This window comes from Ruegeria sp. CDSA193, assembly GCF_059611885.1.
Genome location: NZ_JBXWPN010000010.1, coordinates 112,749 through 124,992, shown reverse-complemented (window position 1 = coordinate 124,992; position 12,244 = coordinate 112,749). Strand labels below are relative to the sequence as shown.

At 58.1% G+C, this 12,244-nt stretch carries 10 protein-coding genes; 4 read left to right on the top strand and 6 right to left on the bottom strand.

Annotated features, from left to right (window positions below; translation table 11 throughout):
- Window positions 1-53: 53 nt before the first annotated feature.
- Together hrcA and AC2FLG_RS17880 are read left to right on the top strand one after the other, a co-directional pair.
- On the top strand, window positions 54-1,118 hold the full coding sequence (gene hrcA / locus AC2FLG_RS17885) for a heat-inducible transcriptional repressor HrcA (RefSeq protein ID WP_496690208.1): 1,065 nt from the start codon (window positions 54-56) through the stop codon (window positions 1,116-1,118).
- Window positions 1,119-1,128: 10 nt separating this feature from the next.
- Entirely contained in the window at window positions 1,129-1,692 is a 564-nt protein-coding gene (locus tag AC2FLG_RS17880) for a nucleotide exchange factor GrpE (protein ID WP_142637400.1), read from the top strand.
- Between the two features lie 32 nt (window positions 1,693-1,724).
- Here the strand turns inward: AC2FLG_RS17880 and mutS are convergent, their stop codons facing one another.
- A complete protein-coding gene (gene mutS / locus AC2FLG_RS17875) occupies window positions 1,725-4,337 on the bottom strand; it encodes a DNA mismatch repair protein MutS (protein WP_496707408.1) in 2,613 nt (870 codons plus the stop codon).
- 160 nt (window positions 4,338-4,497) lie between these two features.
- On the opposite strand from mutS, the gene AC2FLG_RS17870 reads away from it, so the two are divergent.
- Together AC2FLG_RS17870 and AC2FLG_RS17865 are read left to right on the top strand one after the other, a co-directional pair.
- A complete protein-coding gene (locus AC2FLG_RS17870; RefSeq protein WP_496707367.1) occupies window positions 4,498-6,753 on the top strand; it encodes an NADP-dependent malic enzyme in 2,256 nt (751 codons plus the stop codon).
- Between the two features lie 3 nt (window positions 6,754-6,756).
- On the top strand, window positions 6,757-7,626 hold the full coding sequence (locus AC2FLG_RS17865; RefSeq protein WP_496707365.1) for a ribokinase: 870 nt from the start codon (window positions 6,757-6,759) through the stop codon (window positions 7,624-7,626).
- On the opposite strand, the gene msrA is transcribed toward AC2FLG_RS17865, so the two are convergent.
- The 5 genes from msrA to AC2FLG_RS17840 all read right to left on the bottom strand — a co-directional run bounded on the left by msrA (window position 7,623) and on the right by AC2FLG_RS17840 (window position 12,215).
- Window positions 7,623-8,294 carry a peptide-methionine (S)-S-oxide reductase MsrA gene (gene msrA, locus AC2FLG_RS17860; protein ID WP_496707364.1) on the bottom strand — a complete coding sequence of 224 codons (672 nt, stop codon included), beginning with the start codon at window positions 8,292-8,294 and terminating at the stop codon, window positions 7,623-7,625. The genes AC2FLG_RS17865 and msrA overlap by 4 nt on opposite strands.
- Window positions 8,295-8,390: 96 nt before the next feature.
- The gene (locus tag AC2FLG_RS17855) at window positions 8,391-8,675 is read right to left on the bottom strand and encodes an SCP2 sterol-binding domain-containing protein (protein ID WP_496707362.1); all 285 of its coding nucleotides are present in this window, start codon (window positions 8,673-8,675) and stop codon (window positions 8,391-8,393) included.
- Between the two features lie 63 nt (window positions 8,676-8,738).
- Window positions 8,739-9,827: a M48 family metallopeptidase gene (locus AC2FLG_RS17850; RefSeq protein WP_496707360.1), complete on the bottom strand. Its 1,089-nt coding sequence runs from the start codon at window positions 9,825-9,827 to the stop codon at window positions 8,739-8,741.
- The gene (locus AC2FLG_RS17845; protein WP_496707359.1) at window positions 9,787-10,761 is read right to left on the bottom strand and encodes a YjgN family protein; all 975 of its coding nucleotides are present in this window, start codon (window positions 10,759-10,761) and stop codon (window positions 9,787-9,789) included. Before AC2FLG_RS17845 ends, AC2FLG_RS17850 begins: the two co-directional genes overlap by 41 nt.
- Window positions 10,762-10,988: 227 nt before the next feature.
- On the bottom strand, window positions 10,989-12,215 hold the full coding sequence (locus AC2FLG_RS17840) for an argininosuccinate synthase (protein ID WP_496707357.1): 1,227 nt from the start codon (window positions 12,213-12,215) through the stop codon (window positions 10,989-10,991).
- Window positions 12,216-12,244: the final 29 nt, after the last annotated feature.

Genomic DNA, 12,244 nt, shown 5'->3' with positions numbered 1-12,244 from the left:
GATTGACCTTTCGCCTACCTGCTATTTAATGGCCATCCAGCAGAGGATTGCCGATGAGTGACGCAAGCAAAATTCTGAACGAGATGAATGACCGGTCGCGCGAGGTGTTTCGGCTGATTGTCGAAAGCTATCTGGATAGCGGTGAGCCTGTCGGCAGCCGTACCCTGACGCGCACTTTGTCGGAAAAAGTCAGTGCGGCGACGGTTCGCAATGTGATGCAGGATCTTGAGTTTCTGGGCCTGCTCGACAGCCCTCATGTCAGTGCGGGGCGGATTCCGACGCAACACGGGTTACGGATGTTCGTGGACGGATTGCTGGAGGTCGGTGATCTGGGCGCGGATGACCGGCAGAAGCTGGACGACACACTGGGCGCTAACTCGGGGGATGTCGGCGGGATGCTTGATCGTGTCGGCGCGGCCTTGTCACACGTGACACAAGGGGCCTCGCTGGTTTTGACGCCGAAACACGAAGCGGAAATCAAACATATCGAATTTGTGTCGCTTGGGCATGACAGGGCCCTGGTGGTTTTGGTCTTTTCCGACGGTCAGGTGGAAAACCGGCTGTTCAAGCCGCCACCCGGGCAAACGCCCAGCTCGATGCGGGAAGCGGCGAATTTTCTGAACGCGCTGATCGAGGGCCGCACCATCAGCGAGGTTCGCCGTCAGATGCTGACCCAGATCGATGTGCGGAAACAGGAAATTGACGTGCTGGCCCGTGAAATGGTCGACAGCGGCATGGCCGCATGGGACGGGGATGATGGCGACTCGGCTCGTTTGATCGTCCGAGGGCGGGCGAATCTGCTGGGTGAACGTGGCGAAGCAGATGAGTTGGAGCGCATTCGCACCCTGTTTGACGACCTCGAACGCAAGCGCGACATCGCCGAATTTCTGGAATTGACCGAAGAAGGCGAAGGTGTGCGCATTTTTATCGGGTCTGAGAACAAACTTTTCTCACTTTCGGGTTCCTCTTTGGTGGTGTCTCCATATATGAACGCTGATCGTAAGATAATCGGTGCGGTTGGGGTCATCGGGCCCACACGTCTGAATTATGGACGGATCGTGCCGATCGTGGATTATACGGCGCAACTGGTCGGCAAACTGATATCCGACCGGAGCTAGAGGGTAAGAGATGGCAGAGCCCAAGAACGAAGATTTTCTGGACGATATCGCAACGGCCGAGGCCGAAGAGCTGGCTGATGAATTTGCTGAGATCAGCGAAGAAGCGCTGGAGCTGGATGAGCTGCGCGCCGAGCGCGACGACTACAAAGACAAATTCATGCGTGCATTGGCCGATGCGGAAAACGCGCGCAAGCGCGGCGACAAGGCACGGCGCGATGCTGAACAATATGGCGGCTCGAAACTGGCTCGTGACATGCTGCCGGTCTATGACAATATGAAACGCGCGCTTGAGGCCGCAACCGACGAGCAGAAAGAGGTCGCAGGCGCTTTGCTGGAAGGTGTTGAACTGACCATGCGCGCGCTGAAGGACGTGTTTCAGAAACACGGGATTCAGGTGATCACGCCAGAAGTTGGCGATCGGTTTGACCCCAATGTGCATGAGGCGATGTTCGAGGCCCCTGTGCCCGGAACACGCGCTGGTGACATCATCCAGGTATCTGCAGAAGGCTTTATGCTGTACGACCGGCTCTTGCGCCCCGCGCAGGTGGGTGTGTCGTCCACGCCGGCAAGCTAAGCACCTAAGATATCAATCAATTATTGAGGCGGTCAGGATCTGGCCGCCTCTTTCAATTTATAGATCAGGTCCAATGCCTCGCGCGGGCTTAGCTCATCCGGCAAGATCTCACCCAACATATCCGCAACGGGTGAAGCTTTTGGGGGAGGCGGTGGCGGCGGGGCAGCCGAGAACAGCGGTAGATCGTCGATCAAAGCCTTTTGCTTGCCGCCTTCGCGTTCGGTTTTCTCCAGCTGGTCCAGCACAACGCGGGCACGTTCGACAACGGATGCCGGCAGGCCAGCCAGTTGCGCCACCTGGACACCATAAGATCGATCCGCGGCGCCTTTGTGAACCTCGTGCAAAAAGATCACCTCGCCCTCCCATTCCTTGACCGCAACGGTGGCGTTGTCGACACCTACCAGATTTCCGGCCAGCGCGGTCAGCTCGTGATAATGCGTTGCAAACAGCGCGCGACATCTATTGGCGGCGTGCAGATGTTCGAGCGTGGCCCAGGCGATGGAAAGCCCGTCATAGGTGGCCGTCCCGCGTCCGATTTCATCCAGGATGACCAGCGCATGATCGTCGGCCTGATTGAGGATGGCGGCGGTTTCGACCATTTCAACCATAAAGGTCGACCGCCCCCTGGCCAGATCGTCAGATGCCCCGACACGGCTGAACAGCTGGCTGACCACGCCGATATGGGCTTGTTCGGCGGGAACATAGCTGCCCATTTGGGCAAGCAGGGCGATCAGCGCATTCTGCCGCAGGAAGGTTGATTTACCCGCCATGTTGGGGCCGGTCAGCAACCAGATTGCAGCACCATCTTCCGCGCTGAGATCACAATCATTGGCGATAAACGCGTCACCGCTTTGTTGGCGCAGCGCATGTTCAACAACCGGATGCCGCCCGCCCTGAATATCAAAGGCACGAGAGGCATCGACCTGCGGGCGACACCAGTTCTCGCCCCGTGCCAGATCGGCCAGCGCAGTGGTTAAGTCCAGTTCTGCCAGCCCGCGCGCGGCTTGGTTCAGCTGCGCAGCACGGGTAAGAATCTCATCAGAAAGCCTTTGATAGAGCCGCTTTTCGATTTCCAAAGCATGGTTGCCCGCATTCAAGATACGGGTCTCGATCTCGGAGAGTTCGACAGTGGTGAACCGCACCTGATTGGCCGTGGTTTGCCGGTGGATATAGGTTTCGGAGAACGGCGGGTTCAACATCTTCTCGGCATGGGTGGCCGTGGTTTCAATAAAATAGCCCAGCACGTTGTTATGCTTGATCTTCAGTGAGGTGATGCCGGTGTGCTCGGAGTATTTCTGCTGAAACCCGGCGATGACGGATCGACCTTCGTCGCGCAGGGTCCGGGCTTCATCCAGTTCCACATCATAGCCGGGGGCAATGAAGCCGCCATCGCGCGCCATCAGGGGCGGTTCGGCCACAAGCGCCTCATCCAGCAGGGTCAGCAGATCATCAAACCCCGTCAGGTTTTGCACTGCAGTGGCCAGCAATACCGGCAGATCTCCGGCATTGCACAGTTCGGCGATGGTTGCGGCCTGCGCCAGCCCGTTGCGGATGGCGGCCAAATCGCGAGGGCCGCCGCGTTCCAGCGACAGGCGCGACAAGGCGCGGTCCAAATCGGGGGTTTTGCGCAGGGCATCGCGCAGATCTTGGGCGATCAGGCTGTCATCGGCTGAAAAACTTACCGCATCCAATCGCCCGTGGATCACATCCAGATTGCGCGAGGGGCTGGACAGGCGCTGTTCCAACAACCGCGCGCCGCCCGGCGTGACTGTACGGTCAACCACCGACAAAAGCGATCCGGCGCGCCCGCCAGACAGCGACCGGGTCAGCTCCAGATTGCGGCGCGTTGCGGCGTCGATTTGCACCACGCGGTCCTCGGATTCTTTCAGCGGCGTTTGCAGCAGGGGCAATTTGCCTTTTTGTGTGATCTCCAAATAGTCAATCAATGCGCCCATAGCGGACACTTCGGCCCGGCCAAAATTTCCAAACGCGTCCAGCGCGCCCACGTGAAACAAAGCGCAGATGCGCTTTTCAGCCGCCGTGCTGTCGAAACTGGCACGGCCGATGGGCGTCAGTGAGATGCCCAGATCGCGGGCAGGTTCGTGCAGGACCTGTTCGGCCCCGTCCGCCACGATCAGTTCCGACGGGGCCAGTCGAGCCAGTTCAGGGCTTAGGCGCACAGAGGTCAAAGGCATCACGTGAAACGCCCCGGTCGAGATATCGGCCCAGGCCAGCGCGGCCTCATCCCTCACCTCGGCATAACAGGCCAGAAAGTTGTGGCGGCGCGCCTCTAGCAGCGCGTCCTCGGTCAGTGTTCCGGGTGTCACCAGCCGGACAACACCGCGCTTTACCACCGATTTAGAGCCTCTCTTCTTGGCCTCAGCCGGGCTTTCCATCTGTTCGCAAACGGCCACGCGAAAGCCTTTTCGGATCAGCGTCAGCAGGTATCCTTCGGCGGCATGGACCGGCACACCGCACATCGGGATGTCGGCGTCGTTGTGCTTGCCGCGTTTGGTCAGGGCGATGTCCAGCGCCTCGGCGGCGTTGACGGCATCCTCGAAAAACATCTCGTAGAAGTCGCCCATCCGGTAAAACAGAAGGGCGTCGGCATGGGCCTCTTTGATTTCGAGATATTGCGCCATCATCGGCGTGACTGTGGACAAGGCTGATCCCTTTTGACGGCGTTCGGTCGCGACCTTACAAATCCGCCATCTGGTGCGAAAGGCAAAAGTATTCTCGTTGAGGCGCGCGCGTGCCTGCGCTATGAGGCAGAAGCCCCGTAGTTGCAGAGAAACGACGTATCAAATGCCCAAAGCGAAGATCACCAACGAAGAGGCGCTGGCCTTTCACCTGGACCCAACTCCTGGCAAGTGGGAGGTACAAGCCACCGTTCCCATGACCACGCAGCGCGACCTGTCGCTGGCCTACAGCCCCGGAGTAGCTGTTCCATGTGAAGCAATCGCGGAAAATCCAGAAACGGCCTATGACTATACCAACAAGGGAAATCTGGTCGCCGTGATTTCGAATGGGACGGCGGTTTTGGGTCTTGGTAATCTGGGCGCGCTGGGCTCAAAACCGGTGATGGAGGGCAAGTCAGTCCTGTTCAAGCGTTTCGCTGACGTAAACTCAATCGATATCGAGCTGGACACCGAAGACCCGGATGAGTTCTGCCGCGCCGTGCGTCTGATGGGCCCGACCTTTGGTGGCATCAATCTGGAAGACATCAAGGCGCCCGAGTGTTTCATCATCGAACAGCGCCTGAAGGAAGAAATGGATATCCCCGTCTTCCACGATGATCAGCATGGCACGGCGGTGATCTGTGCAGCGGGCCTGCTGAATGCGCTGCGTATCTCGGGCAAGAAGATTGAAGATGTGAAGATTGTTCTGAACGGTGCTGGGGCTGCTGGGATAGCGTGTATCGAACTGCTCAAGTCCATGGGCGCGCGGCATGAAAACTGCATCGTGTGTGACACCAAAGGCGTGATCTATCAGGGCCGGACCGAGGGCATGAACCAGTGGAAATCGGCCCATGCGATCACCACGGATCTGCGTACGCTGGAAGACGCCATGAAAGGCGCAGACGTCTTTCTGGGCGTGTCGGTCAAAGGGGCTGTGACGCAAGATATGGTCGCCAGCATGGCCGATAACCCGGTGATTTTTGCCATGGCAAACCCCGATCCGGAAATTACGCCGGAAGAGGCCCACGAAGTGCGCGTGGATGCCATCGTCGCCACCGGGCGCAGCGATTATCCGAACCAAGTGAACAACGTGTTGGGCTTTCCCTACCTGTTCCGCGGCGCGCTGGATATCCACGCCCGCGCCATCAATGACGAGATGAAAATTGCCTGTGCCCACGCCCTGGCCAACCTTGCGCGCGAGGATGTCCCGGATGAGGTCGCGATGGCCTATGGTAAGTCGCTGACCTTTGGGCGCGATTATATTATCCCGACACCCTTCGATCCGCGCCTGATTCACCGCATTCCGCCCGCCGTTGCGCGGGCCGGGATGGATACCGGCGCGGCGCGGCGCCCGATTATCGACATGGACGCGTATGAGCTGAACCTGAAATCCCGCATGGACCCGACCGCCAGCATTCTGCGCGGCCTGAACGCGCGGGCCCGTCAGGCGCAAAGCCGAATGATCTTTGCCGAGGGCGACGATCCGCGTGTGCTGCGGGCTGCGGTGATGTATCAACGCTCGGGCTTTGGTAAGGCGCTGGTCGTAGGCCGCCCGGATGACGTCAAGCAAAAGCTGGAAGAGGCCGGGCTGGGCGATGCTGTGCGTGAGCTGGAGGTCGTGAATGCCGCCAACACTGCGCATCTCGATACCTATTCTGACTTTTTGTACGATCGCCTGCAGCGTAAAGGCTTTGATCGAAAGGATATTCATCGACTTGCCGCGCGCGACCGGCATGTGTTTTCATCGCTGATGCTGGCGCATGGGCATGGCGACGGTTTGGTCTCGGGCGCGACGCGTAAATCGGCGCATGTGCTGGATCGGATCAACCATGTGTTCGACGCAGATGCGACCCGTGGCGCGGCCGGTGTGACGGCGTTGTTGCACAAGGGGCGGATCGTGCTGATCGGCGACACTCTAGTCCATGAATGGCCGGACGAAAACGATCTGGCCAATATCGCCGAGCGTTCAGCAGCCGTTGCCCGCCATATGGGGCTGGAACCGCGCGTTGCCTTTGTCAGCTTTTCGACGTTTGGCTACCCGGTGTCGGAGCGGGCCGAAAAGATGCACCGCGCTCCTGCCGTTCTGGATCAGCGTGGCGTAGATTTCGAATACGAAGGTGAAATGACGGTGGACGTGGCGCTGAATGTCGACCAGCAGGCAAACTATCCGTTCCAGCGCCTGACCGGACCGGCGAATATCCTGATTGTCCCAGCACGGCATTCGGCCTCGATCTCGACCAAGTTGATGCAGGAAATGGGTGGGGCCACGGTGATCGGCCCGATCTTGTCGGGCATCGACAAGCCGATTCAGATCTGTTCGACCATATCGACGGCCAATGACATTCTGAACATGGCCATTCTGGCCTCCTGCGATATTGGTTAAGCCATGACAATCTGGAATCTAGGCTCGATCAACGCAGACATGATTTATGATGTGCCACACCTGCCGGGCGCGGGTGAGACGCTTTCGGCCAACCGTTTGGATCGGTTTCTGGGCGGCAAGGGCGCGAATATGTCCGTCGCCGGCGCGCGGGCCGGCGCGCGGGTGGCGCATATTGGGGCCATTGGGCCCGATGGGCGATGGGCGCGTGACAGGCTGACCGAATATGGCGTCGATACCCGGTGGATTGCCGAGGTTTCAGATCCTACCGGGCACGCCATTATCGCCGTAGACGCCGAGGGTGAAAACAACATCATCCTGTTTCAAGGCGCAAATCATGCAATTACGTCAGATCAACTGGGCCAGGCGCTGTCATCGGCGGATCAGGGTGATCTGATTGTGACGCAAAACGAAACCAACTTACAGGTCGAAGCCGCAAAAATGGGCCGCGAAATGGGGCTGACTGTCTGTTACGCGGCGGCCCCTTTTCAAGCCGATGCAGTGCGGGCGGTTCTTCCGTATCTGGATTTCCTGATCCTAAATGAGGTCGAGGCCGAGCAGCTGAGGCAGGCAACCGGACAGGGCCTGTCCGAGTTGGGGATAGAGCATGTCATTGTGACCCTCGGATCAAAGGGCGCGCGATATCATCATAAGGGGACGACCTCGGATTTTTTGGCTCACAAGGTTCAGGCGGTGGACACAACTGGTGCGGGCGATACGTTCACAGGTTACGTTCTGGCAGGAATAGATCGTGGCATGCCGATGAAGCAGGCAATATTGCAGGCAAACCGGGCTGCCGCGTTGATGGTGACACGGCACGGTACGGCGGATGTCATTCCTGATCTGAAAGAAGTGCGCGAAGCGCGCTTTGATTAAGACCCGGCAAAGGGCGCGTCACTGCCCCACAGCTGTTTGACGCGGGCGTCGCGACCGCAGGCTTTGCGATAGGCCTTATAGGCGTTGCGTTGGCGTTTGGGACCGAACCTCGTAAAGACCAGTTTTTCGCCCTTATAGTAATCCTGATGATAGGCTTCGGCCGGGTAAAACCGGTCCTGTTGCAGGATCGGGGTGACAATCGTTTGACGCAGGACGTTCTGCGCTTTGGATTTTGCAGCCTCGGCCAACGCCTTTTCACCTGTATTAGAGACGAAAATCGCTGTACGGTAACTCTCTCCACGGTCGCAGAACTGTCCGCCCGCATCCGTAGGGTCGACCGAGCGGAAAAACAGGTTCAGCAGGGTTTCACGGGAAACACGGTCCGGATCAAAGGTGATCTGAACAGCCTCATAATGGCCGGTGCCGCCTTTGGTTACCTCGCCATAGGTCGGGTCCGCCGTTGCGCCCCCGGTATAGCCCGAGACAGCCTGAACCACGCCCGGCACGGATTCGAAATCGGATTCAACGCACCAGAAACACCCCCCGGCCACGGTCAGCGTCTCGGTACCGGCAGCCGGTGCAGGCGCGGCGCGCAGCATTGCGACGATGAGGATCAGCGCAAACAGAAGCCAAGGTTTGACAGCGTCAATGTATGTGGTTCGGATCATGGTGGGTCTCCTTCCATGATCAGACTGCCTTGGGAAACCCCCGGGCGCAACGCGCTGACATCTGTTCTCACGCGCTGGTGAGACGAGTTTATCGCCTTAGCCCAGCAACTGCCCAAGCTTCATCGCCACACCCATATTGCCCGAGATCTTGAGCTTGCCCATGGCAATACCGGTCATCGGGTTCAGCTTGCCGGTCAACAGCTTGGTCAGGTTCTCTTGCGAGATACGGATGGTGCAATCAGTGTCCTGATCCTGCGTCGTCGCCTGATTGTCGGCCAGAACAATCACACCGGCATCGCCGCAATCGAATTTCAACGACCCATCGAAGTTGCGCCCGACAAGGTTTTTCTGAATGCCTTCGACAATAGTGCTGAGTTCCATATGTCCCCTCCTGATCACAATGCAGGGTTAGGGGGCTTCAAAATGATCGGCAAGGGCCGCGATCTAATGACCTTGGGTAAGGGATTTAAGATTGTCTTTTCGGTCATCGAAACCGGGATGGGTGCTGAGCCAACTGTCATCTTGGTTGCCATATTGGGCCGCCATCAGATCAAAGAACTCCTCCAGCCCGCCCGGATCGAACCCCGCCTTTGCGGCCAGATCGACGCCAAAGCGGTCCGCCGACAGCTCATGTTCGCGGGAAAAGGACAGGGACAGGATCAGATTTCCCTCAAGCAGGATCTCATCAAGGATCGGCCCGGTATCACCTGCCAGCAAGCCAATCAGCACATACCCACCGGCCGAGCGATAGACCTGGTGCAGCCCGTGCTGTTCCGTGACATGCCCCATCTCATGCCCGATCACCCCGGCCACCGCATCGGTAGAGGCGAGGTTAATCAGGTCATCCGTGATCACGATGGTGCCATTTGGCAGGGCAAAGGCGTTTGGACCCATACCCGGCATGTGGCGAAACTCTAGCTGGTAGTCGTGATCCTGCGCGTCCGCGCCCATAGCGGCCAGAATACGGTCAAAGCTGTCTTGCACCTCGGCCTTTTTGCTGTCGGAGAGGGCGCTGGGTTCGGCTGTGAAGCGATCCACAAACTGCATCACCCCGGCGTCAATCGCTGCAACCAGCGGCGGCGGAGTCATCCAGACCGCCAGCGCAGCCAGCAGCGTAAGCCCAAACTTCCACACCGCCCAGGCGCCGGCCAGACAGGCCATCGTGACGACGATCAGGCGAGGGTGAAACCGCTCAAACCCATGCAGAACCGATCCACTGTTGTCTCCGATCAGATGTTCCAGCGCCGCGTGCTGATCTGTCAGGAACAATGTACCATCGGCAAAGATAACCCGGCGTTCGGTCTGGCCGATGCGCGGTTCGATCTGCAATTCATCAGGGTTGCAGCGGGTCAGGATCTGGCCCTTGTCATCGATCAGCCAAGTGGTGTTGGTGCCGATCGCCAGCCGGCACGACAGTTCACGCGAACTTAACGCAGGATAGGCGCGCCCGGTGACGGACGCGCCTTGATCATTGGTCGGATCGGCCACAGGCCTAGACCGCAATGCCGATATCGAACCCTTCGATATCGCCATAAGCATCGCCAATGGCGCTTACATTTGTGGTGACCTCATCGACAAACTCATCCAGCGGGCCACCGGGGATGAAGATGGTGTGGTTTGCCAGATACCGCACCCGACGCACATGTGCCCAGGGCAGCATCAGGCCCAATGTCATGACAACAACGATCAGGTTAGAAACGGTGATCCACAGAAGGTGCAGGGCAGAAATGTTGGAGTGAAAACGGTGGTTTTCACCCAAAACCGAGTGGTTATAGACCGTGTTGCGCACCATGGCGTGATAGATGATCGTCGCCGGGATGATGGCCAACAGAAGGAACCCATAAAGCGAGGCAACGGAAATCAAGGCAGCGATGTTTTCCGGGTCACTTTCCAGCGTCTGAAGCGCGCTGAGGCTCGAAAGGCCAAAGCCAAAAAGGGTCACCGACAGGACCAAGGCAATGAAGACCCAGGCTGCGGCCGCAAGGAAGGCTTTGTAGAACGGTGCGATTGGGCTGTCGAAATTCAGCGGCGTTTTCCCGAAGCTGTGCCCATTCACGTGAAACCGTTGGATCGAGCGGGTGACAAAGGGCCATGTGGTATAAAGCGTCAGCGCCGAAACAATGGGATAGAGGAAGTAATTGGCCGCCGCCGATCCGGTGGTTCCGTGGAAATTGAACCTCACATTTGACCAGCTGGACATGCGCGCCTGAAACCGCAAGGAGCGGACCAGTAGGTAAGGGATCAAGAACAGCAGCCCTAGAAGCATGATCAGGCCGACAAGCGGAATCGCTGCCAGAACAGAATAGGCAACGATGCCCGCAACTACGATGATCCGACCGATCAGGATCTGCAGGCCGGTTGCGTGATAATCAAAGCTGCGCCCAGCTACATAGGTGTTCTGATAAAAGTACTTCTTGGTCCGAACCTTGGCCCAGGCGCTGTAGATGCCCAGGGTCAGGATCGACAACAATAGGTTAACAATCCAGATGCCAAAATATTCTCTAGCGGAGCCTCGGAACTCAAAATCCCTGGGGGTTCCTTGCTGTCCATCTGTCTGCATGACCGCCTCAATAAAATAGATTGAATTCGGCTGACCCGGATTTGAATCAGCTCGCGGTATCAATCATCTCACAAGCAGGTAATTCTACGGCAAAGTTGCGACAGAATTCGTATGTTGCAACTTTGCCGTGTGTCTTACTTTGACAGCCGTTTGCCGCGTGCTGCCAGAAGTTTCAAGCGCAGGGCGTTCAGTTGGATGAATCCCGCAGCGTCTTTCTGATCGTAGGCACCAGCATCCTCTTCGAAGGTCACGTGCGCCTCGGAATACAGCGAGTGTTCCGACCAGCGGCCCACGGTCGATGCCAGACCTTTGTACAGCTTCACGCGCACGGTGCCGGTGACATGATCCTGAGATTTGTCGATGGCGGCCTGCAGCATCTCGCGCTCGGGCGAGTACCAGAAACCGTTATAGATCAGCTCTGCATATTGAGGCATCAGCTGGTCTTTCAGATGCATCGCGCCCCGATCCATGGTGATGGATTCGATGCCACGGTGTGCTTCCAACAGGATTGTGCCGCCCGGTGTTTCATAGATACCGCGCGATTTCATGCCAACAAAGCGACCTTCGACCAGATCGAGACGCCCAATGCCGTGCTTGCCGCCATATTCGTTCAGCTTGGTCAGGATGGTGGCCGGGCTCATCGCCTCGCCATTGATGCTGACCGCGTCACCTTTTTCGAACCCGATCTCGATGAATTCTGGTTTATTCGGCGCGTCCTCGGGGTGGACCGTGCGCTGATAGACGTAATCGGGCGCCATATCGGCGGGGTCTTCCAGAACCTTGCCCTCGGATGAGGTGTGCAGCAGGTTGGCATCAACCGAGAACGGCGCCTCGCCCCGCTTGTCCTTGGCGATCGGAATCTGGTTCGCCACGGCAAATTCCAGCAGCTTGGTCCGGCTGGACAAGTCCCATTCGCGCCAGGGCGCGATCACCTTGATGTCGGGGTTCAGCGCGTAAGCGGCCAGTTCGAACCGCACCTGATCGTTGCCCTTACCGGTCGCGCCATGAGATACGGCATCCGCTCCGGTCGCCTCGGCAATCTCGACCAGACGTTTCGAGATCAACGGGCGCGCAATCGAGGTGCCCAGCAGGTACAGGCCCTCATACTGCGCATTCGCGCGGAACATCGGAAAGACGAAATCGCGGACGAATTCCTCGCGGATGTCTTCAATATAGATGTTTTCGGGCTTGATCCCCAGCAGCTCGGCCTTCTGGCGGGCAGGCTCCAGCTCTTCTCCCTGACCCAGATCGGCGGTGAAGGTTACGACCTCACAACCATACTCGGTCTGCAGCCATTTCAGGATGATCGAGGTATCAAGGCCACCGGAATAGGCCAGAACAACTTTCTTGGGCGCGGACATCTGACTTCCCTTTATGCGTAGAACGACTG

Excerpts from the sequence above, each read along its gene's own strand:
- AC2FLG_RS17870 (WP_496707367.1), top strand. The coding sequence starts at position 4,498 with ATGCCCAAAGCGAAGATCACCAACGAAGAGGCGCTGGCCTTTCACCTG.
- msrA (WP_496707364.1), bottom strand. The coding sequence starts at position 8,294 with ATGATCCGAACCACATACATTGACGCTGTCAAACCTTGGCTTCTGTTT.
- AC2FLG_RS17855 (WP_496707362.1), bottom strand. The coding sequence starts at position 8,675 with ATGGAACTCAGCACTATTGTCGAAGGCATTCAGAAAAACCTTGTCGGG.
- hrcA (WP_496690208.1), top strand. The coding sequence starts at position 54 with ATGAGTGACGCAAGCAAAATTCTGAACGAGATGAATGACCGGTCGCGC.
- AC2FLG_RS17840 (WP_496707357.1), bottom strand. The coding sequence starts at position 12,215 with ATGTCCGCGCCCAAGAAAGTTGTTCTGGCCTATTCCGGTGGCCTTGAT.
- AC2FLG_RS17850 (WP_496707360.1), bottom strand. The coding sequence starts at position 9,827 with ATGGCGATATCGAAGGGTTCGATATCGGCATTGCGGTCTAGGCCTGTG.
- AC2FLG_RS17880 (WP_142637400.1), top strand. The coding sequence starts at position 1,129 with ATGGCAGAGCCCAAGAACGAAGATTTTCTGGACGATATCGCAACGGCC.
- AC2FLG_RS17865 (WP_496707365.1), top strand. The coding sequence starts at position 6,757 with ATGACAATCTGGAATCTAGGCTCGATCAACGCAGACATGATTTATGAT.
- mutS (WP_496707408.1), bottom strand. The coding sequence starts at position 4,337 with ATGATGGCGCAATATCTCGAAATCAAAGAGGCCCATGCCGACGCCCTT.